Source organism: Devosia geojensis (assembly GCF_000969415.1).
GTDB lineage: Bacteria > Pseudomonadota > Alphaproteobacteria > Rhizobiales > Devosiaceae > Devosia > Devosia geojensis.
Window position 1 is genome coordinate 12,242 of record NZ_JZEX01000157.1, and the last position, 21,343, is coordinate 33,584.

The window sequence follows — 21,343 nt, forward strand, 5'->3', positions numbered from 1 at the left end:
TGCAGCAAACAACGGAGCGGAACAATGTCTTCCAGCGTACTCTACATGTCGATGTCCCTCGATGGATACATCGCGGGACCCAACGAAACAGTCGACAACGGACTCGGCGATGGCGGGATGCGGCTGCACGAGTGGATTTTTCCGGGCCTGCAAGGCGGTGACTTCGCCGGCGCCGTGGCGCGGCTGCGCGGCGTCAATCGCCAGGTTTTCGACGAGGGTATGACGACGGGAGCGGTCGTAGCGGGGCGCGGGACGTTCGAACCGGCGAGGGGCTGGGGCGGCGACCACCACGACGGGGTGCAGATCTACATCCTCAGCCGCAACCCGGCGCCGGACTGGGCGGCCGACTGGCCCAACGTGCATTTCGTCAGCGACCTGGCCGTCGCCATGCAGGAGGCGAAGAGTGCTGCCGGCGGCAGAAATGTGCTGGTCCACGGGGCCGGCATCGCCCAACGGGCGATCGCGGCGGGGCTGCTCGACGAGCTCGAAATTCACCTGGTTCCAGTCCTCCTGGGCGAAGGGCGCAGCCTCTTCGACCATCTCGGCCTGCCGCAGCGCGAGCTGGAGCGGGTGAGAGTGCTGGAAGGCGAGGACGGTGTCGTCCACTTGCGTTACCGCGTACGGCGCTGACCGTGCCGGGCAAAGAAAAAGGGGCCCTCGAGGGCCCCTTTCGCATTTCGTCTGATCCGGCCTCAAGCCGAATAGTACATCTCGTACTCGACCGGGTGGGGCGTGTGCTCGAACTTGATGACCTCGGTCATCTTCAGTTCGATGTAGGCGTCGATGAAGTCGTCGTCCATCACGCCGCCGGCCTTGAGGAAGTCGCGGTCCGCATCGAGGCTGGCCAGGGCTTCACGCAGGGAGCCACAGACGGTCGGGATCTCCTTGAGCTCCTCGGCGGGCAGCTCGTAGAGGTCCTTGTCCATCGGATCACCCGGATGGATCTTGTTGATGATGCCGTCGAGGCCGGCCATCAAGAGGGCGGTAAAGCCGAGATAGGGGTTGGCCAGCGGATCGGGGAAGCGCACTTCGACGCGCTTGGCCTTCGGCGACTGGCCGAAGGGGATGCGGCAGGAAGCCGAACGGTTGCGGGCCGAGTAGGCGAGCAGGACCGGGGCTTCGAAGCCGGGCACCAGGCGCTTGTAGCTGTTGGTGGTCGGGTTGGTGAAGGCGTTGATCGCCTTGGCGTGCTTGATGACGCCGCCGATGTAATAGAGGCAGTCGGTGGAGAGGCCTGCATACTGGTCGCCGGCGAAGAGCGGCTTGCCGTCCTTCCAGATCGACTGGTGGCAGTGCATGCCCGAGCCATTGTCGCCGTAGACGGGCTTGGGCATGAAGGTCGCCGTCTTGCCGTAGGCGTTGGCGACCTGCTGGATGACGTACTTGTAGATCAGCACCTGGTCGGCCGACTTGATCATCGGGGCGAACTTGATGCCGAGCTCGTGCTGGGCCGACGCCACTTCGTGGTGGTGCTTCTCGATGGTCACGCCCATCGAGCCCATGGCCTCGAGCATCTCGCCGCGGATGTCCTGGGCGCTGTCGAGCGGGGGAACCGGGAAGTAGCCCTTCTTCAGGCCGATGTGGTGGCCGTTGTTGCCCGCCTCGTAGTCGGCGTCGTTGTTGACCGGCAGTTCGGTCGAATCGACCTGGAAGCCGACCTTGTAGGTGGTGTTGGAGTACTTGACGTCGTCGAAGAGGAAGAACTCGGGCTCGGGCCCGAAGACCACGGAGTCACCGATGCCGCTCGAGGTCACGAACGCTTCGGCCTTCTTGGCGATGGAGCGCGGGTCGCGGTTGTAGGGCTGATAGGTCGCCGGCTCGAGGATGTCGCAGTTGAGGGCGAGGGTCGAGGCGCCGAAGAAGGGGTCGACATAGGCCGAATCCGGATCGGGCATCAGCACCATGTCGGACTCGTTGATCGCCTTCCAGCCGGCGATCGAGGAGCCGTCGAACATGACGCCTTCCTCGAACATGTCGGCATCGACGACCGACTGGTCCATGGTCACATGCTGAAGCTTGCCGCGCATGTCGGTGAAGCGCAGGTCGACATACTTGATGTTCTCATCCTTGATCTTCTTGAGGATGTCGCTTCCGGTGGTCATAAGTTTTCCCCTGTGTAGTGCGGAGCGTTATTGGGTTGGGCGGTTTCGGTCTGCTGGCGTGCGGGCCTAGAGCCTAGAGCGCGTCGTCGCCGAATTCGCCGGTACGGATGCGGATGGCCTGCTCGATCGGGTAGACGAAGATCTTCCCATCGCCGATGCGTCCGGTCTGGGCCGCGTTGCGGATGGCTTCGATCGCCTTCTCGGCGAGATCATCGGGGCACACGACCTCGACTTTCACCTTGGGCAGGAAATCGACGACATATTCGGCGCCGCGGTAGAGTTCCGTGTGGCCTTTCTGCCGGCCGAAACCTTTGGCCTCGGTCACGGTGATGCCCTGCAGGCCGACTTCCTGCAGCGCTTCCTTGACCTCGTCGAGCTTGAAGGGCTTTACGATCGCCTCGATTTTTTTCACGTTTTCCTCCACGTGGCTTCTGTGGGCGGGTACCGAAGGGCAGTATGCACGGCCCGTGCCACGCAAATTCCAAACCGGAAAGCCTTTTTAAAACAATCTTCTGCTGTGACTTCTGTGTCAGAAAGTAGATGTCACGAAAGTATAGTTTGCTCATATTTTAGGCTGAACGCACAATCGAGTGGCATGCAGGGTGGTCGGCCTGACGGTTCCGTGCTGATTTCTTGTGCGATGCGCCGGGACGCCGGGCCGACCGGAGGCTCGGTGGAAGACGTGAAATCTCACGCGCATGCGGGCGAGAGAGGCTTTGACTGGCCCGCCAACTTGGTTTAGACCCTCGCCAACCCGGCCGACGGGCACTCTTGCGGGTGTGGCGGAACTGGCAGACGCACTGGATTTAGGTTCCAGCGCCGCAAGGCGTGGAGGTTCGACCCCTCTCACCCGCACCAATTGGGCTCGGCCGCCCGACAACAATACTAACGGGATTTGAACCGAATGCAGGTTACTGAGACCCTGAACGAGGGCCTGAAGCGCAAACTGAGCGTGACCATTCCCGCCAGCGACCTGGTGACCCGGCTCGACGCCAAGCTCGACGAGCTCAAGGGTAAGGTCGCGATCAAGGGATTCCGCCCCGGCAAGGTGCCGGCGGCCCATCTCAAGAAGGTCTATGGCCGTTCGGCCATGTCCGAGGTGATGCAGGAGGCGATCAACTCGACCGTTTCCGACACGCTCGACAAGCGCGAGGAACGCGCCGCCGCTCAGCCCAAGGTCGACCTGCCGGGCGACCAGGCGGTAATCAACGAAGTGCTCGACGGCAAGGCCGACCTCGCATTCGAGGTCGAGTACGAGGTGCTGCCGCCCGTCAAGCTGATGGACCTCGACGGCCTCGAGGTGACGAACGCCGTGGTTCCTGTGAGCGACGAGGACGTCACCAAGGAAGTCGAGCGCGTCTTCCGCCAGAACCGCGGCTACGAGGACAAGGGTGAGGACGCGGTCGTTGCCGAGGGCGACAACCTGGGCCTTTCCTTCGTGGGCAAGATCGACGGCGAGCCCTTCCCGGGCGGCACTTCCGATCATGCGCATCTCGTCGTGGGTTCGGGCGACTTCATTCCGGGCTTCGAAGAGCAACTCATCGGCATGAAGAAGGGCGAGACCAGGGAGATCAAGGTCACGTTCCCCAAGGACTATCAGAACGACGATCTCGCCGGGAAGAAGGCGACCTTCGACGTGACGATCCTGCATGCGGACGCGCCGCGCGCCGGCGAGCTCAACGACGAGTTCGCCCAACGGCTAGGCCTCGAGAACCTCGAGAAGCTGCGCGAGGCCGTCAAGAGCCAGATGGAGAGCGCGCTGGCCTCCATGAGCCGTCAGCACGTCAAGCGGCAGATCCTCGACCTTCTCGATGAAGGCCACAAGTTCGAGGTGCCGGCCCAGCTCGTCGAGGCCGAGTTCAACCAGATTTGGGAACGCGTCAAGCACGAGATCGACCACCACGGCCGCAGCTTCGAGGACGAAGGAACGACCGAGGAAGCGGCGCGCGAGCAGTATCGCAAGATCGCCGAGCGCCGCGTGCGTCTGGGTCTCGTCGTTGCCGAGATCGGCAACGTCAACGAGGTGAACGTCACCGAGGAAGAGCACCAGCAGGCGCTGATCGCCGAGGTGCGGCGCTTCCCCGGCCAGGAGCAGCGGGTCTACGACTACTACCGGCAGAACCCGCAGGCGCTCGCCTCGCTGCGCGCGCCGGTGTTCGAGAATAAGGTCGTCGACTTCATCGCCAGCAAGGCCAAGCAGACCGACAAGGAAATGTCGCGCGAGGAGCTGGCCAAGCTCATCCAGTCGGACGAGCTGGACGAAGGCCTCGATCACGACCATCACCACCACGATCACTGATCGCGGTGTTTTCCCGAATGGGGCCGTCCGGCAACGGGCGGCCCTTTTTGTTGCCGTGACGAGGCTTTATTGTCCGCGCTGGAGCAGGAGCGGGCGACCGCCGGGGCGCCTGCGAGCAGGGCCGGCTACAACGAGCTGAAGCGTGCGTTCATCGCTCAGGTCAAAGGAAATTGGGTTAGCGTTCGTATGACCGATACTTATGCAAGAGAGCTGCTCACCCCCCAGGAAATGGGCCAGGCGGACCGCCTGGCGGTCGAGGCGGGTGTGCCGTCCATAAGGTTGATGGAGACGGCAGGGCTTGCCGTCGCCGATACGATCGTCGAGCGGTACTACCAGCGCTCGGTGCTGGTGCTGTGCGGGCCGGGGAACAACGGCGGCGACGGGTTCGTTGCCGCGCGCGTCCTCAAGGAGCGCGGCTGGCCGGTGCAGGTGCGGCTGCTGGGCGATCGCGCGGCGCTGAGCGGGGATGCCGCAACGGCCGCCGCCGCGTGGGGTGGGCGGGCCGAACGACCGCAACTGGCCGAGGACCTGGAGGACGCCGACCTCGTCATCGACGCCCTGCTCGGGGCAGGGCTCGACCGGGACGTCGAGGGTGAGTTCGCCGAGCTGATCGAGGCCGTCAACGCCGCCGGCAAGCCCGTGATCAGCATCGACGTGCCGAGCGGAATCGACGGGGCGACGGGACAGGTGCGCGGCATCGCCCTCGAGGCGGCGCTGACGGTGACGTTCTTTCGCAAGAAGCCCGGGCACCTGCTGCTGCCCGGACGGGAGCTCTGCGGCGAGTTGGTCCTTGCGGATATCGGTATTCCGGATGCGGTGATCGGCGAGATCGCGCCGCAGACCTGGGAGAACGGGCCGGGGGTCTGGGTCCTTCCAAAGGTGCAGGCCGGTGCGCACAAATACGACAGGGGGCACTGTGTCATCGTCTCGGGCGATGCGCTGCACACAGGGGCCGCGCGGCTGGCGGCGGCGGCGGCGCTGCGTTCGGGCGCGGGACTGGTGTCGCTGGCAGGCGGCCGCGAAGGGCTGCTGGTCCATGCGGCGCACGTCACCTCGATCATGCTCCGCGAGGCCGGCGATGCCGCGAGCCTTGCCGCCCTGCTCGAAGACACCCGGCTCAACTCGGTCGTGATCGGACCGGCCATCGGGGTTGGCGAAGAGACGCGGGCCATGACGCTGGCCGTGCTCGCTTCGGGGGCGGCCGCGGTGCTCGATGCGGATGCGCTGACGAGCTTCAAGGACGATCCGCAGACGCTGTTCTCGGCGATAGAGGCCCGGCAACGGCCGGTGGTGCTGACACCGCACGAGGGCGAGTTCGCACGGCTCTTCGATCTCGAAGGCTCCAAGCCCGACCGTGCCTGGGCGGCGGCGCTGAAGGCGGGGGCGGTGGTGCTTCTCAAGGGCAGCGACACGGTGATCGCCCATCCGGACGGGCGCGTCGCCATCAACGCCAACGCGCCGCACTATCTGGGCACGGCCGGCGCAGGCGACGTGCTGGCCGGCATCATCGCCGGGTTCCTGGCGCAGGGCATGGGCGGCTTCGAGGCTGCCAGCGCCGCGACATGGGTCCATGGGCAGGCCGCGCAGCTCTTCGGCGGGCCCGGGCTCATCAGCGAGGACCTGCCGGACCTCGTGCCCGACGTGCTGGGCGAGCTGGCGGTGTAGGAGCTGGCTTGCCCTACCCACGAAAATCGGTAGGACCAAGACCTGCAACGATCAAGGAATATGCCATGGCAGATCTCACGTTCGATCAGGCGATCGAGAACATCTACGCCTCCCTCAAGGACGACAACCGGGACCTCGATATCCATATCGCCGCATTGAAGGCGGCGATGGGGCGCGAGGGGGTGAAGGAGGCCGTGTTCGAGCCGGGGCGGCTGGCCCAGAACAACCGCCAGGGCCGCAAGACCATGCAGGCCTATTTCAAGAAGCGGGGTATCGCGGTGAGCTTTGCCGCGTCCGGCGAGCAAACCGCATAAACCTTGATCGAACGTGGCGGTGGTCGGCTATTGAACCGCGCCACAATGCCGCCTATGTGTCGCTTTACCGCGCGTTTCATGCGGCTTCGTCTGCGGTCGGCCAGTCGCGCCGATTGACTTCCAAGGCACGACTCCCGGGGATTGGATGTCCGGCTTCCGGAGGAAGGTCGTGCCGAAACCGAGATGACCGCTCCCGGAACCGAGGAGCGGAAAAAGGGGCATCAGAACAATATGAAAGATCCTGTCGATCTTTACATGAATACGCTCGTTCCCATGGTGGTCGAGCAGTCCAATCGGGGCGAGCGCGCCTTCGACATCTATTCGCGCCTGCTGCGTGAGCGCATCATCTTCGTGACCGGCGTCGTCGAGGACAACATGGCCTCGCTGATCGTGGCGCAGCTGCTTTTCCTTGAATCGGAGAACCCGAAGAAGGAAATCGCCATGTACATCAACTCGCCGGGCGGCGTGGTGACGGCAGGGCTCTCCATCTACGACACCATGCAGTTCATCCGTCCGCCGGTGGCCACCATGTGCATGGGGCAGGCGGCCTCGATGGGATCGCTGCTGCTGACGGCCGGCGAGAAGGATATGCGCGCCGCGCTGCCCAACGCGCGCATCATGGTCCATCAGCCCTCGGGCGGCTACCAGGGCCAGGTGACCGACATCCTGATTCACGCCAAGGAAGTGGAAGGATTGAAGCGCCGGCTCAATCAAATCTACGAGAAGCATTCCGGCCGCACCTACGAAGAGATCGAATCCGCCCTCGAGCGCGACCGTTTCATGAGCCCCGAGGAAGCCAAGACCTTCGGGCTCATCGACAGCGTCTACGAGAAGCGGGCCGTTCCCGAAGCAAGCGCTTAGGTGAAGGTTCCGCACAATCCACAGTGCACAGCAACTGTGACAATGGTGTAATTGCACCGGGCCGGATCGACCGCTAAGGTCGGTTCGGCTTAGACTTTCTTTAGGCCTCGAGCGTTAGCCTATGCGTTAATGCCCGATTTGGGAGGCGCCCCGCCTCCGGGAGTAACAGGATGTCCAAGGACACAACGAACGGCGAGTCCTCGAAGAATACGCTGTACTGCTCGTTCTGCGGCAAGTCACAGCACGAGGTCCGCAAGCTTATCGCCGGCCCGACCGTATTCATCTGCGATGAGTGCGTCGAGCTGTGCATGGACATCATCCGCGAAGAGAACAAGACCTCGATGGTCAAGTCCTCCGACGGCGTGCCCACCCCCGCCGACATCTGCAAGGTGCTCGACGACTACGTCATCGGCCAGGGCCGCGCCAAGCGCGTGCTCTCCGTTGCCGTCCACAACCACTATAAGCGCCTGCACCACGCCTCCAAGAACCAGGACGTCGAACTCTCCAAGTCCAACATCCTGCTGATCGGGCCGACCGGCTCGGGCAAGACGCTGCTGGCGCAGACCCTCGCGCGTATCCTCGACGTGCCGTTCACGATGGCGGACGCCACCACGCTCACCGAAGCCGGCTATGTCGGCGAGGACGTGGAGAACATCATCCTCAAGCTCCTGCAGTCTGCCGACTACAATGTCGAGAAGGCTCAGCGCGGCATCGTCTACATCGACGAGGTCGACAAGATCAGCCGCAAGTCCGACAATCCGTCGATCACCCGCGACGTCTCGGGCGAGGGTGTGCAGCAGGCGCTCCTGAAGATCATGGAAGGCACCGTCGCCTCCGTGCCGCCGCAGGGCGGGCGCAAGCATCCGCAGCAGGAATTCCTGCAGGTCGACACGACCAACATCCTCTTCATCTGCGGCGGCGCGTTCGCTGGTCTCGAGAAGATCATCGCGGCGCGCGGCGAAGGCTCCTCCATCGGTTTCTCGGCCGTGGTCAAGGACCCGCAGGACCGGCGTGTCGGCGAGATCCTCGCCGATGTGGCGCCCGAGGATCTGGTCAAGTTCGGTCTCATCCCCGAGTTCATCGGGCGCCTGCCGATCCTGGCGACGCTCGAGGACCTCGACATCGGGGCGCTCATCGAAATCCTGACGGCCCCCAAGAACGCCCTGGTGCGTCAGTACCAGCGCCTCTTCCAGATGGAAGACGTGGAACTGACCTTCCACGAGGATGCCTTGAAGGCCATCGCCCAGAAGGCCATCGAGCGCAAGACCGGCGCGCGCGGCCTGCGTTCGATCCTCGAGGGCATCCTGCTCGACACCATGTACGACCTGCCTTCGCTCGAAGGCGTCGAGGAAGTGGTGATCTCGGAGGAAGTGGTGAACGGCAAGGACGCCCGTCCGCTCTACATTTACTCCGAGCGCAAGAAGGAAGACGTTCAGGCCGGCGCCTGATCGAACCTCATTGCCGACAGAGATTGGCCGGGGGGTGCGCCTGCACTCTCCGGTTTCGTTTGTAACGGAGCCGCATACTTGGCCGAACTTCCCGAGGAGCTGAAGCTGGCGCTGCGCGCGTTCACGGCCGGCCGGTCGCGTCGCGGTCTGGCCGAGCGGTCGGGGCATATCTCGGCGCAGTACCGGGAGCGTGTCCCCTCAGCTCGGCACGTCGCGGCGGACGAGGATGCGCTCGCCTATGCGCTGAGTCGAATGCCGGCGACCTACGCGGCGGTTTCCTACGCACTTGCCGAGGCGCGCGAGCTGATTGGCGGGTTTGCACCCGAGACGCTGCTCGATGCCGGGGCAGGGCCGGGAACGGCGAGCTGGGCGGCATGCGAGATCTGGCCCGAACTCGCCGACATTACCATGCTCGACCATAACCAGCGGTTTCTCTCGCTCGCCGAGGCGCTGGCGGCGGGTAGCAGCTTTCCGGCATTGCGCGCCGCACGAGCGGTGCGCGGCGAGCTGACGGCGCTGCCGCTGTCGGAATCCCGCTACGATCTCGTAACGCTCGGCTATGCGCTGACCGAGCTCCCGGACGAGCGGGTTGTGCCGCTCGCGCTCGACCTCTGGAAGCAAACCGAAGGCGTCCTCGTCATCGTCGAGCCGGGACGGCCGCGCGACTATCAGCGGCTGATGCAGGCGCGGAAGGCGCTGGTCGCCGCCGGTGCGCGAATCGTGGCGCCGTGTCCACATGCCGATGACTGCCCGCTGACCGGGGACGATTGGTGCCATTTCTCCGTCAGGCTGGCGCGCAGCCGCGATCACCAGACGTTGAAGAACGCAAGGCTCGGCTATGAGGACGAGAAGTTCAGCTATATCGTCGCTGCGCGCCCGCCCCTTGCTGGAGAGGGCGGGTGGAGCCGGGTCATCAAGCCACCTGCTGCGACGAAATTTTCAATCGATACGGAACTTTGCACCGCAACGAGGCTTGCTCACCAACGAGTGCTGAAGCGCGAGGGCGAGGCCTTCAAGAAGGCCAGGAAGCTCGAGTGGGGCGATCGTGCGGTCGAACCACAGGTGTGAGCTGAGCGCATGGGCATTAACCGCACTGTTCACGAAATTCCGGCGGGAGTTGACTTGCGGGGAGCATAGGCGAACCTATTTATTAACCGGAATCGGGCCCCCTTGTTGATTTATCGGGCCCTATAACGGGCGCACCATCGAAATCCTCCCCCCTGGCGCCCGGAAAGGATAAGAGATGTCGGAAACCAATCTGACCGGCGGAGAGTTCAGCCGGGACCGGGTTTACCCGGTCTTGCCGTTGCGCGACATCGTCGTGTTCCCCGGTATGATCGTGCCGCTGTTCGTCGGTCGAGAGAAGTCGGTCAAAGCGCTTGAAGAAGTCATGCGCGACGACAAGCACATTCTCGTCGTTACCCAGAAGAACGCGCAGGACGACGATCCGGCGCCCCAGGACATTTACGCGACCGGCACCATCGCCACCGTCCTGCAGCTGCTCAAGCTCCCGGACGGGACCGTGAAGGTGTTGGTCGAAGGCCTCAACCGCGCGACCATCGATCGGTACCTGCAGACGGACGAGTACTTCGAGGCCGAGGCGACGACCCTCGCCGAGCCCGAGCATGACCCCGTCGAGATCGAGGCGCTGGCGCGCTCGGCCCAGACGGAGTTCGAAAACTACGTCAAGCTCAACAAGAAGATCTCGGCCGAGGTCGTCGCTGCCGTCCAGCAGATCGACAACCACTCCAAGCTCGCCGACACCATCGCCAGCCACCTGGTGGTCAAGATCAGCGAGAAGGAGGACCTGCTCTCGACCGTGTCGCTCGCCGACCGCTTCACCAAGATCCTGGGCCTCATGGAGGGCGAGATCGGCGTGCTGCAGGTGGAAAAGCGCATCCGCAGCCGCGTCAAGCGGCAGATGGAGAAGACGCAACGCGAGTACTACCTCAACGAGCAGATGAAGGCCATTCAGCGCGAGCTGGGCGACGGCGAGGAATCCAACGAGGTCGCCGAGCTCGAGGAGCGCATCAAGCGCACCAAGCTTTCCAAGGAGGCCCGGCTGAAGGCCGAGGGCGAGCTCAAGAAGCTGCGCGCCATGAGCCCGATGTCGGCGGAAGCCACGGTCGTGCGCAACTACCTCGACACGCTGCTCGGCCTGCCCTGGGGCAAGAAGTCCAAGGTCAAGCGCGACCTCGATCATGCCGAGAAGGTGCTCGACGCCGACCACTACGGGCTGGAGAAGGTCAAGGAACGTATCCTCGAGTACCTGGCGGTGCAGAGCCGCACGGGTAAGCTCAAGGGGCCGATCCTCTGCCTCGTGGGTCCTCCGGGCGTCGGCAAGACCTCGCTGGGCAAGTCGATCGCCAAGGCGACCGGACGCGAGTTCGTGCGCATGGCGCTCGGCGGCGTGCGTGACGAGGCCGAAATCCGCGGCCACCGGCGCACCTATATCGGCTCCATGCCGGGCAAGGTGATCCAGTCGCTGAAGAAGGCCGGCAAGTCCAACCCGCTGTTCCTCTTGGACGAGATCGACAAGATGGGCCAGGACTTCCGCGGCGATCCGTCGTCGGCGCTGCTCGAGGTGCTCGATCCCGAGCAGAATCACACGTTCAACGATCACTACCTGGAGGTCGACTACGACCTTTCGGACGTGATGTTCGTGACGACCTCGAACACGCTGAACATCCCCGGGCCGCTCATGGACCGCATGGAGATCATCCGCCTCTCCGGCTACACCGAGGAGGAAAAGCGCGAGATCGCCCTGCAGCACCTGATCCCCGAGACGCTGGCCGAGAACGGTCTCGACGCCAAGGAGTTCGTGCTCTCCAACGAGATGCTGACCAAGGTCATCCAGCAATACACCCGCGAGGCGGGCGTGCGTAACCTCAAGCGCGAGATCGCCAAGTTGATGCGCAAGGCCGTCGCCGAGATCATGAAGACCAAGGTCGACAAGATCGAGATCGACGACGAGCGGCTGGCCAAGTACCTGGGTCCGGCCATCTTCAAGCACGGCGAGATCGAGGCGGAATCGCAGGTCGGCCTGGTGACGGGCCTCGCCTGGACCTCGGTCGGCGGCGAGCTTCTCACCATCGAGGGCGTGATGACCCCCGGCAAGGGCCGCATGGGCGTCACCGGCAACCTCAAGGAGGTGATGAAGGAATCGATCACCGCGGCGATGGCTTATGTCCGCTCGCGCTCGATCGACTTCGGCATCAAGCCGCCCATGTTCGACACGCGCGACATTCACGTCCACGTGCCGGAAGGAGCGACGCCCAAGGACGGTCCTTCGGCGGGCATCGCCATGGCCACCGCCATCATCTCGGTGATGACCGGCATTCCCGTGCGCAACGATGTCGCCATGACCGGCGAGATCACGTTGCGGGGCAGGGTGCTGCCCATCGGCGGCCTCAAGGAGAAGCTGCTGGCGGCGCTGCGCGGCGGCATCAAGACCGTGCTGATCCCGGAAGAGAACGTGCGCGATCTTTCCGAGATCCCCGACATCGTCAAGGAAGGCATGGAGATCGTTCCTGTCAGCCGCATGGACGAGGTCATCAAGCACGCGCTGGTGCGCCAGCCCGAGCCGATCGAGTGGAACTTCGACGAGAAGCCGGCGGTGACCAGCAGCGTCGAGGCGACCGAGGACGCGACCGCGGGGCTCACCCACTAAGGGTCACCGTCACCACCGGTATCCGAAAAGTAAATGGCGGCCCCCTCGGGCCGCCATTTTCATTTTCGCGGCAAAACTCCTGTCGAAATCTGTCAGCGCTGCTCGTCATAAGGACATTGGAGATCCTTCCGGCTGACCAGAACAAAACGGGCACATTCTCTTGTCACGCGCGCGTGAAGCGGTTACATCAATGTGCCTGTCAGATTGGGGAGACGACCTTCGACGTCGTGTCCATGGCGGCCTAACGCATCGGAGTAAACTTCGTGAACAAGCCGCTCCTCGTCATTCTGACGGCCGTGACCCTCGACGCCATCGGCATCGGGCTGATCTTCCCCATCCTGCCGGCGCTGCTGCGCGAAGTCGGGCACATCAGCGAGACCGCGACGGTCCTCGGCGTGATGCTGGCGCTCTATTCGGCATGCCAGTTCCTGTTCTCGCCGGTGCTGGGGGTGCTCAGCGACCGGTTCGGGCGACGGCCAGTGCTTTTGGTCTCGCTTGCCGGCGCGGCGATCGACTATCTGGTGATGGCGTTCGCGCCGGAACTCTGGATGCTGGTGCTCGGGCGAGCCATATCCGGCATCACCAGCGCCAACATGGCGGTGGCGACGGCTTACATCACCGACATCTCGAGCGAGGACGAGCGGGCGCGGCGCTTCGGGCTCTTTCACGCCATGTTCGGTATCGGCTTCATCATCGGGCCGGTGCTCGGGGGCGTGCTCGGCGACTTCTGGGTGCGCGCGCCGTTCATCGCGGCGGCATGCCTCAACGCGATCAACTTCGCGCTCGCGTTCTTCGTCCTGCCGGAATCGCGGCCGGGGCAACCGGGGGCGAAGTTCGACTTCGATACCCTCAACCCGTTCAAGCCGCTGAGGTGGGCGCTGACCTTTTCCGCGCTCATCCCGCTGATGGCGATCTTCGTCATCATGAACTTCGTCGGCACCATGTACGGCACCATCTGGGCGCTGTTCAGCGAGGACAGCTTCGGCTGGAGCGGCACGATGATCGGGCTCTCTCTGGCTTCGTTCGGCGTCTTCCACGCGGGGGCGCAGGCGTTCCTCACCGGGCCGGCGGTGGCCCGGCTCGGCGAGCGATGGGCGCTGGTCGTCGGCATGGCGTTCGAGCTGACGGCGCTCGTCATCCTGGGGGTGGCGACGCAGGGTTGGGTGCTCTTCGCGCTGGCGCCGCTGTTCGCGCTCGGCGGCATCGGCATGCCGGCTCTGCAATCCTATACGACCCGGCAGGTCGGCAGCGACAAGCAGGGGCAGCTCCAGGGGGTGCTGGCAAGCCTCGTCAGCCTCTCGGCCGTCTTCGGGCCGCTGTTCTTCAGCTTTGCCTATTTCGCGGTGAGCGATACATGGCCTGGCCTCATCTGGATCGTGGGCGCCGGGGTCTATCTGCTGGCCCTGCCGCTGATGCTCGGCATCCGCCGCGGGGCGGCTCGGCGGCCGCCGAGTAGCGAGTCGCGAAACTATGGCGGGAAAGCCCGGAATTCCGGGAAAAACCGCCATTTGCGCCTTGCCGGAGCGGATTTTGACGTTCATTAACAGCTTTCCGCTGCCCAGCGGGCCTGAAACGCCCGGAAATCCTTGCGTTTCGCGCAGAATCGACAAAGGGTTTCCGCGTTCGGGTTCGCCGTAGGCGGGCTTTCACTGTGAGGATACGCTATGAACAAGAACGATCTGGTTGGCGTCGTTGCCGACAAGGCCACGATTACCAAGGCACAGGCGGCCGAAGCTGTTGACGCAGTGTTCGAAGCCATCACCGGTGCCCTCAAGGGGGGCGATGAAGTGCGTCTCGTGGGTTTCGGCACCTTCGCCGTTTCCAAGCGCAAAGCCTCCACCGGCCGCAATCCCGCGACCGGCGCCGAGATCAAGATTCCGGCTTCCAATCAGGCCAAGTTCAAGCCCGGCAAGGGCCTGAAGGACGCGATCAACTGATTGCTTCCGACTTAGGTTGACGTCTCTGGCCCCGTGCGCCCTGCGCCGGGGCCTTGATGTTTTTGAAGGCAGCATCGGATCCGGCATGTGGAAAGCGCGCCCGGCAAAATGGAACAGCCCGAGCTCGCGTTGAACTCGGGCCTGCCCAAAAACGCAGTAGGTGTTGACGCGCCGAAGCCGAATGCCTAATCAGAGCGCCGTTCCAGTCCGGGGCCGGTGGTCCCGGTTTTGGCGGGCGATTAGCTCAGTTGGTAGAGCACCTCGCTTACACCGAGGATGTCGGCAGTTCGAGCCTGTCATCGCCCACCATCTCTTCCGGACAGGCCCGCCGCTTGCGCGAAGCGGCGAACCTTGCCCGGAAGTTGCAATCCTACCACTTCACCTGCAGCCCGAACTTGAGGGCGCCGACCGAGCGTTCGGCGCCGTCGATGTCGAACGAGTAGCTGGCATTGGCGAAGTAGCTCACGTCGTCGTTGAGCTTGCCGCTGAAGCCGCCGCCGAGCTCGAGATAGGTCGCGTCGCCATCGGTGGTGAGGCGATCGCTGTCGAGATCGACGGTGAACTCGCCGAGCTGCTGCCAGAGATTGGCCATCAGCTCGGGCTGGATGAACCCCTCGTCGGTCTCGATGCGATTGTAGAGACGGGCGCCGAGGCGGCCGGTGAGGGTGGTCGTGGCATCGAAGTTGATCTCGGCGAACGGATCGCTGCTGTCGTCGAAATCGCTGTGCTGGATGATGATCTGTCCCTGCGGCTCGATGGCCCAGCCACCGCCCAGGGCGACCGGATATCCGGCCTCAAGCGAGGCGAGGAGCCCGTAGCCCTCGATGTCGATGCCGACCCCGCGAGTGGAGGTGACGTCGCCATTATAGAGCGAAGCCATCAGGACAGCGTCGACGTACCACTTGTCGATTCCGGTGTGGGTGGTATAGGCGCCTATGCTGGCGGCGCCCAGGTCCATCGAGCCGGTGTCGTAGTCGGCCCAGCCGAGGGCGAAGCCGCGCAGGTCCCCGCTCATGTGCGAATAGCCGGCAAAGAGCCCGGCCTGGGTGGTGCCCGCATCGCCATGGTCGTACGACAGGAGGTCTGCGCCGACTTGGAAGCCGGCGAGGCTTCCATCGAAGGTCGGGGCGACGGTACCCGTCCAGCCCACTTCACCTGTGCTGCCGAGCGCGCGGAACCAGGCGCGCTTGCGCTCGGTCTCGTCGGTCAGGAAATCCTGCTCGCCGCGCCGGCCATGGAAGGTCGAGAGCGTCTCGATGGCGAGGAGATAGGCCGCGGGCTGGATGGCCGCGTAGTTGGCCGCTTCGATGCGGTAGAGGGGGATGACCCCACCGGGCAGGAGCAGCGATTCGTCGGGCAGGGTGGCCTGGCTGGTCGGCGCCACGGCCTGCAGCACGCCGGGCTGCGGGGCGATCGGTATCGAAGGCGGAGGCGCGTCCGGCGGAATGGGGCCCGGAGGCGCCGGATCGACCGGATCGACGGGCGCCGGGGGAGCCGGATCGACCGGGTTTTCCGCTTCCGGATCGGGCGCCGGGTCTACAGGTGCCGGCGGCAGCGTCGGCTCCTGCGGTGTTTCGCCTTCCTCGACGGGCGGCGCTTCGGGAGCGGGCGGAGGCGGGGCGGCGCTCGGCGCCTGCGGCACCGGCGTCTGCACCAGTTGCGAGCGCAGATACCAGTTCTGCTCCTCGCCGGCATTCACGCCGCCGCGGAACAGCAGATACTCGTAGGCGCCGGCGGCGACCGCCCGGTCGAGCGCGAACGCGTTGCTCGCGGTGCTTGCGCCGTTGACGACGTTCACCAGGAGGATGCCGCTGCCGGTGGTGCCGGCGCCCGGCCCTCCGGCGTTGACGACGCCGATGCCGGTGAGGCCGGTGGCCGTGCCGCCGGAGATCTCGAGAATGTCCGAGGCGGATCCATCGGTCCCGAGATAAGTGTCGAGCAGCAGCGAACCGTTGAGGCCGTGATAATTGCCGACGATGGTCAGCTTGTCGGTCGGGTTGGGTGAGCCGGCCGAGCTCAACTGGATGACGCCGGCATTGTTGACCGTCGAGGTGCCGCCGCCGGCCGACGCTATCGTCGCCGCCGCGCCGCTGGCTTGCAGGAAGCTCGACGAATCGATCTCGAATATGCCGCCACCGCTGGTGGCGTCGCCGAGCGCGAATGTGTCGGAGAGCTCGAAGATCGATCCGTTGGTGAGCTGGACGGTCTCCCAGTTGATGTATTGGGAGCCTGTGCCGGCCGACGTGGCGTCGAAGACCAGAAGGTCGCTGGCTGCCGGCGCGCCGGTGCTCGCGCCTTCGCCGCCGTCGATGGCGCCGGCGGCAGCGAGGGTCGCCACATCGAGACCCGTCAGCCGCGCGATGTCCGAGTCGGCGCCCATCAAGATGTCGTCGAAGATCGCTCCGCCCGACCACTCGAAGGTGTCGTTGCCGAAGCTCATGCGGATCTCGCCGTTGATGGTGCCGCCGGACACCCGCACGATATCGTCGCCGCCGCTGACGCTGATGTTGCCGCCGATCTGGCCGCCGGAGACCTCGATGGTGTCGAGTCCGAAGCCGGTGACCAGGTTGCCGAGGATCCGTCCGTCGTAGAGATAGTAGAAGTTGTCGGCGAGCTTCATGTCGACGCGGCCGATGGTGCCGCCGTATTGCTCGGCGAAGTCGCCGTCGACGAAGGCGCCTGTAATCGTGCCGCCGGTCATGATGAAGGTGTCGTAGCCGTCGCCCTGCTGCAGGGATTCGACGGTGCCCCCGCTCATGTCGTAGTGGTCGATGCCGCTGCCCTGCTGGATGGCGGCGGTCGTGCCGGACCTGACGATTACGGTGTCCGCGCCACCCCCGAAGTTGACGGGGCCCGTGATGCTGCCGCCGTCTACCGTCAACGAGTTGTTGCCGCCAGGATCATTGAGGCCGGGGGCGGAACCGGAGTCGCACAAATAAGCATCGTCGCCCGCCGTGGGCGCGAATACGCACGCCGCAATTGCCTGGGAAGATGTTCCGGCCAGTGCACCGGCCGAAATAACAGTCAGGATCGCAGCCCGAATCCCAAGCTCAGGATTAGCCCTCATCAACGTGCCCTCCGCCGCAAAGAAACGTATTTTAACTAACTGAGAATTCGGGAATTCTACGCCGCTTGCGCCAACTCACAAGTGCTGGGCCTCAAATGCTGAATATTTTACAAGGTCCTACTTGCAATTCTGCCACACCGGGATGGGCTCGAAGGAGGCATTCGCCCGCTCGCCGGGCGTTCCTCGCAAGCCCTGCAAAAGGGCTGTGAAAAGTTCTCGCCGGTGACCGACAAGAGCGCTTGACTTGCGTTCGTGCGCTCGTTACACGGACGCCACCTCGCAGGCACGACCTGCCTTGCGCGGGTGTAGCTCAGTTGGTTAGAGCGCCGGCCTGTCACGCCGGAGGTCGCGGGTTCGAGCCCCGTCACTCGCGCCATTATCCTTCTCCTTGTATAATGAGACGATGACGGCGTTTTCGCGCGGCACTTGTCGCGTGCGCGTCCGCGGCCTAACTAGAAGCCATGATCGCTCCGCGCCAGAAGATCGTCGCCTTCACCGGCAATACGCGCCGTCCGTCGCGCTCGCTCAATCTCGCGGCCCTCATCGCCCGCCGCATCCAGGCGCATCTCGATGCCGACTACAGGCACCTCGATGTGCTCGATGCCGGCCCCGGGCTCGGCGCGGCGCTCACCCGCAAGCAACTGACGCCCGAGGCGCTCGCGGTGGTCGAGGCTGTGGAGGAGGCGGATATCCTGGTGGCGGTCAGCCCGGTCTACAAGGGTTCCTATACCGGGCTCTTCAAGCACCTCTTCGATTTCGTCGACATGGATGCGCTGATCGGCCGTCCGGTGGTGATCGGGGCCACGGGGGGCGGGCCGCGCCATTCCCTCGTCGTCGAGCATCAAATGCGGCCGCTGTTCGGGTTCTTCTCGGCGCTCACCATTCCCACCGCGATCTATGCGGAGGACGCGAGCTTTCAGGATGACGAGGTTGCCGATCCGGCGATCCTCGCGCGTGTCGAGGCGGCGGCAGTGCAATGTGCGGAGCTGGCGCGCGCCGTCGGCCCGCGCCGGCAGCGTGGGGAGGGCGCCAACACACCGGCGGAACAGACGGGCCGCGTCATCCCGCTCAAGAGCTAGAAATCACTCTGCGCGCCACGCGCCTTGTTTTGGCCCGCCGAGCTCCCAATTTCGTCCTCATAACCTTGTGAGAATTTGCCATGTTGGCGCGGGGCGGCTTCCTGTGCGAACATCGGCTAGGGACTTGGACCCGATCGGTCTTACGACGCGCAGCGCGTCGTACGCCGAACCGGAGACAAGAGGGACCGCGATGCGCATGATCGGCACGACAGTTCTGGCCGCTCTCGCCACCGCCCTGACCATGGGCGGCGCGCTCGCCAGCGATGTCCTGACCGTGTCGACCTCGACGGCTCCGGTTGCGGCCGTCCCCGTCCACGATGTGCCGAGCTATGACTGGTCGGGCTTTTATGCCGGCATCTTCACCGGCGTGCAGACGGGCGCCGACAGGGGCACGCAATACGGCCTCGGGGTGGGCGCGGGGGTGAACGTCGCGTTCGACTTCTATCTTGTGGGCGCGGAAGTGACCGTGCAGGGTGTGGCCGGAGACGTCGGCGAGAGCAGCTACGGACAGATCCTCGGCCGGGCGGGACTCATCGTCAACGACGATCTCGCCATCTACGCGGCCGGCGGCTACGGCATCGATCTGGGCGCGCCGGACGCCGAGGACTATCTCATGGGGGCGGGTGTCGAGCTGATGCTCAACGACAGCGTCTCGTTCCGTGCGCAATATCTTCACGGCTTCCCGGCTACGTCCGACGGGGAAGACAGGAATCAGTTCACGCTCGGCGCGAGCTACCATTTCTAGGGGCAGGGGACTGGCGCGATTCGGACGGATTCGCGCCATATGCAACCCTCCCAAACCCGCAGAAGCGCGCAATTTTATTCAATTGTGTCTCAAATTGGGCCAGTAGCGCGACCTTCGCGCAACACTCACCCTCAAATGGTCATCAATTCTTATCCGCACTGCCCAATTTGGGGTAGAACGGGGTTGTCAGTCGGTGAGGGCTGAGGCATTTATCAGTCCGACTACGGTTAACTCTACTAGGAGTGCAAGATATGTTTGTACGTTCGCTCACCCTCGGCGTTGCTGCTGCCGCGCTGATGGCCTCGGGAGCCCAGGCTGCCGATCTTTTCGTGCCGACCACGCCCGAGCCGGTCTACACCGCCCCTGCTGCTTTCAACTGGGAAGGTCTCTACACCGGCGTCGAGCTCGGCGGCTTCTTCTATGACGACGAGACCTACGGCGTTGTCGGCGGTGTCGTCGGTGCCAACTTCATCCCGATGGACCCGATCCTCGTCGGTATCGAAATCCAGGCCGACTACATCTGGGGCAATGACGAAGACGCTGGTCTCGTCCTGGCTCTCGGCCGCGTCGGTGCCGTCGTGACCGATCAGGTCCTCGTCTACGCCGCTGGCGGTGTTGGCTCGATCTTCGCCAACGACGAGAGCGAAATGGTCTATGCTCTCGGTGCTGGCGTCGAGTTCGCCGTCACCCAGAACATCTCGCTGCGTGGCGAAGTGCTCGGCATCGGCGACTTCGACGACGGCAACCTGCCGCTCGTCTCGGACGACGACTTCTTCGACGCCGCCAAGGCGACCGTTGGCGTGTTCTACCACTTCTAAGCGGGCGACACGTCAAGCTGCCCGGGCTTGATAGTCCGGACAACGTCTTGCTCTCAATTCGGCGAACCGGCAACGGTTCGCCGTTTTGTTGGAGCTGCAAAAGGCCTCGCAAACGCGGGGCCTTTTTCGTTTTCGGACCCTTCCGACAGATGACCTACTGTGGCCTCTGGCCCTCCTGCAGCAGGGGGCGCGGCATGCTCATCCGCCGCTGTTCGAGGGGTGGTGGAATCTCCAATAGATGATGTTTATGGTCATATTTTCTTTCCCTTGAAACGATGCCGGGGAAGGTATAGGCCCTACCCATCAACACCGCGTCGGTGCAGGGGGCCCCAATCGCCTGTGCGCCCGCGCGACCCGGCCGCCCCGGCCGGCACGGAACACAGGCTGCCGCATGACTGATCTGCTCAGCGAATATTTGCCGATCGCTGTCTTCATAGGACTGGCCGGCGTCATTGGCTTGGCGCTTCTCGTCGCCCCCTTCCTCGTCGCCGTCAAAAATCCCGACCCGGAAAAGGTTTCCGCGTTCGAAGCGGGCTTCGACGCCTTCGACGACGCACGCATGAAGGTGGACGTCCGATTCTATCTGGTGTCGATCCTCTTCATCATCTTCGACCTGGAAGTGGCATTCCTCTTTCCGTGGGCGGTGGCGTTCCACGACGTGGGCTGGTTCGGTTTCTGGTCGATGATCATCTTCCTGCTCGTGCTGACGGTCGGGTTCATCTACGAGTGGCGTAAAGGAGCTCTGGAATGGGATTGAGCCAGGACAACGGCGTGCTGGTTGCACCGCGTCCGACCGGCGCACTCGATCCGCGTACCGGCAAGGCTGTCGGCGCAGACGATCCGTTCTTCACCGGTGTCAGCGACGAGCTTGCCGACAAGGGATTCCTCGTCACCACCGTCTCGCAGCTCATCACCTGGGCGCGCACGGGCTCTCTCATGTGGATGCAGACGGGCCTGGCATGCTGCGCGGTCGAGATGATGCAGATGTCGATGCCGCGCTACGACATCGAGCGATTCGGCACCGCTCCGCGCGCGTCACCGCGCCAGTCGGACGTGCTGATCGTTGCGGGCACGCTCACCAACAAGATGGCGCCGGCGCTGCGCAAGGTCTACGACCAGATGCCCGAGCCGCGCTATGTCATCTCGATGGGCAGCTGCGCCAATGGCGGGGGCTACTACCACTATTCCTATTCGGTGGTGCGCGGGTGCGATCGCGTGCTGCCGGTGGACATTTACGTGCCGGGTTGCCCGCCGACCGCTGAGGCTCTGCTTTACGGCATCCTCCTGTTGCAGAAGAAGATTCGCCGCGACGGCACCATCGAGAGATAGGCGGCAGCC

Annotated in this window: 17 protein-coding genes, 3 tRNA genes and 1 pseudogene; 18 read left to right on the forward strand and 3 right to left on the reverse strand. The window is 64.2% G+C overall.

Annotated features, from left to right (window positions below):
* Positions 1-24 precede the first annotated feature (24 nt).
* Positions 25-630, forward strand: coding sequence for a dihydrofolate reductase family protein (locus tag VE25_RS18235; protein ID WP_046110095.1), 606 nt, complete (start codon positions 25-27; stop codon positions 628-630).
* Between the two features lie 62 nt (positions 631-692).
* On the opposite strand, the gene glnA is transcribed toward VE25_RS18235, so the two are convergent.
* Both glnA and VE25_RS18245 read right to left on the reverse strand, forming a co-directional pair.
* Positions 693-2,102 (reverse strand): type I glutamate--ammonia ligase, encoded by a 1,410-nt coding sequence (glnA, locus tag VE25_RS18240; protein ID WP_046110096.1) that lies wholly within the window; start codon positions 2,100-2,102, stop codon positions 693-695.
* Between the two features lie 73 nt (positions 2,103-2,175).
* Positions 2,176-2,514 carry a P-II family nitrogen regulator gene (locus VE25_RS18245; RefSeq protein ID WP_046110169.1) on the reverse strand — a complete coding sequence of 113 codons (339 nt, stop codon included), beginning with the start codon at positions 2,512-2,514 and terminating at the stop codon, positions 2,176-2,178.
* 361 nt (positions 2,515-2,875) lie between these two features.
* Here VE25_RS18245 and VE25_RS18250 point away from each other — a divergent pair.
* The 11 genes and pseudogenes from VE25_RS18250 (at position 2,876) to VE25_RS18300 (ending at position 14,605) form a co-directional block, all read left to right on the forward strand.
* Positions 2,876-2,960: transfer RNA gene (locus VE25_RS18250), tRNA-Leu, on the forward strand.
* Between the two features lie 46 nt (positions 2,961-3,006).
* Positions 3,007-4,401 (forward strand): trigger factor, encoded by a 1,395-nt coding sequence (gene tig / locus VE25_RS18255; RefSeq protein ID WP_046110097.1) that lies wholly within the window; start codon positions 3,007-3,009, stop codon positions 4,399-4,401.
* Between the two features lie 186 nt (positions 4,402-4,587).
* On the forward strand, positions 4,588-6,066 hold the full coding sequence (locus tag VE25_RS18260) for an NAD(P)H-hydrate dehydratase (RefSeq protein WP_046110098.1): 1,479 nt from the start codon (positions 4,588-4,590) through the stop codon (positions 6,064-6,066).
* A gap of 65 nt (positions 6,067-6,131) precedes the next feature.
* Positions 6,132-6,380: a hypothetical protein gene (locus tag VE25_RS18265; protein ID WP_046110099.1), complete on the forward strand. Its 249-nt coding sequence runs from the start codon at positions 6,132-6,134 to the stop codon at positions 6,378-6,380.
* 231 nt (positions 6,381-6,611) lie between these two features.
* A complete protein-coding gene (locus VE25_RS18270) occupies positions 6,612-7,241 on the forward strand; it encodes an ATP-dependent Clp protease proteolytic subunit (protein ID WP_046110170.1) in 630 nt (209 codons plus the stop codon).
* A gap of 170 nt (positions 7,242-7,411) precedes the next feature.
* Positions 7,412-8,689 carry an ATP-dependent Clp protease ATP-binding subunit ClpX gene (clpX, locus tag VE25_RS18275; protein ID WP_046110100.1) on the forward strand — a complete coding sequence of 426 codons (1,278 nt, stop codon included), beginning with the start codon at positions 7,412-7,414 and terminating at the stop codon, positions 8,687-8,689.
* Positions 8,690-8,767: 78 nt separating this feature from the next.
* A complete protein-coding gene (locus VE25_RS18280) occupies positions 8,768-9,757 on the forward strand; it encodes a small ribosomal subunit Rsm22 family protein (RefSeq protein WP_046110101.1) in 990 nt (329 codons plus the stop codon).
* 175 nt (positions 9,758-9,932) lie between these two features.
* The gene (lon, locus tag VE25_RS18285; RefSeq protein ID WP_046110102.1) at positions 9,933-12,359 is read left to right on the forward strand and encodes an endopeptidase La; all 2,427 of its coding nucleotides are present in this window, start codon (positions 9,933-9,935) and stop codon (positions 12,357-12,359) included.
* 263 nt (positions 12,360-12,622) lie between these two features.
* Positions 12,623-13,813 (forward strand): annotated as a pseudogene (tet, locus tag VE25_RS18290) (Tet(A)/Tet(B)/Tet(C) family tetracycline efflux MFS transporter); the annotation flags it as partial.
* 210 nt (positions 13,814-14,023) lie between these two features.
* A complete protein-coding gene (locus VE25_RS18295) occupies positions 14,024-14,296 on the forward strand; it encodes an HU family DNA-binding protein (RefSeq protein ID WP_046110103.1) in 273 nt (90 codons plus the stop codon).
* A 233-nt stretch (positions 14,297-14,529) separates the two neighbouring features.
* Positions 14,530-14,605: transfer RNA gene (locus tag VE25_RS18300), tRNA-Val, on the forward strand.
* A 61-nt stretch (positions 14,606-14,666) separates the two neighbouring features.
* On the opposite strand, the gene VE25_RS23550 is transcribed toward VE25_RS18300, so the two are convergent.
* Positions 14,667-17,177: an autotransporter family protein gene (locus tag VE25_RS23550; protein WP_152664674.1), complete on the reverse strand. Its 2,511-nt coding sequence runs from the start codon at positions 17,175-17,177 to the stop codon at positions 14,667-14,669.
* A gap of 485 nt (positions 17,178-17,662) precedes the next feature.
* Between VE25_RS23550 and VE25_RS18310 the strand changes: the two genes are divergently transcribed.
* The 6 genes from VE25_RS18310 to VE25_RS18330 all read left to right on the forward strand — a co-directional run bounded on the left by VE25_RS18310 (position 17,663) and on the right by VE25_RS18330 (position 21,334).
* Positions 17,663-17,739: transfer RNA gene (locus VE25_RS18310), tRNA-Asp, on the forward strand.
* An 85-nt stretch (positions 17,740-17,824) separates the two neighbouring features.
* A complete protein-coding gene (gene msuE / locus VE25_RS18315) occupies positions 17,825-18,442 on the forward strand; it encodes an FMN reductase (protein WP_046110105.1) in 618 nt (205 codons plus the stop codon).
* 190 nt (positions 18,443-18,632) lie between these two features.
* Positions 18,633-19,187 (forward strand): outer membrane protein, encoded by a 555-nt coding sequence (locus VE25_RS22055; protein ID WP_052732079.1) that lies wholly within the window; start codon positions 18,633-18,635, stop codon positions 19,185-19,187.
* 251 nt (positions 19,188-19,438) lie between these two features.
* The gene (locus tag VE25_RS18320; RefSeq protein WP_046110106.1) at positions 19,439-20,005 is read left to right on the forward strand and encodes an outer membrane protein; all 567 of its coding nucleotides are present in this window, start codon (positions 19,439-19,441) and stop codon (positions 20,003-20,005) included.
* A gap of 391 nt (positions 20,006-20,396) precedes the next feature.
* Positions 20,397-20,762, forward strand: coding sequence for an NADH-quinone oxidoreductase subunit A (locus VE25_RS18325; protein WP_046110107.1), 366 nt, complete (start codon positions 20,397-20,399; stop codon positions 20,760-20,762).
* Positions 20,753-21,334 carry a NuoB/complex I 20 kDa subunit family protein gene (locus tag VE25_RS18330; protein WP_046110108.1) on the forward strand — a complete coding sequence of 194 codons (582 nt, stop codon included), beginning with the start codon at positions 20,753-20,755 and terminating at the stop codon, positions 21,332-21,334. The genes VE25_RS18325 and VE25_RS18330 overlap by 10 nt, the downstream gene beginning before the upstream one ends.
* Positions 21,335-21,343: the final 9 nt, after the last annotated feature.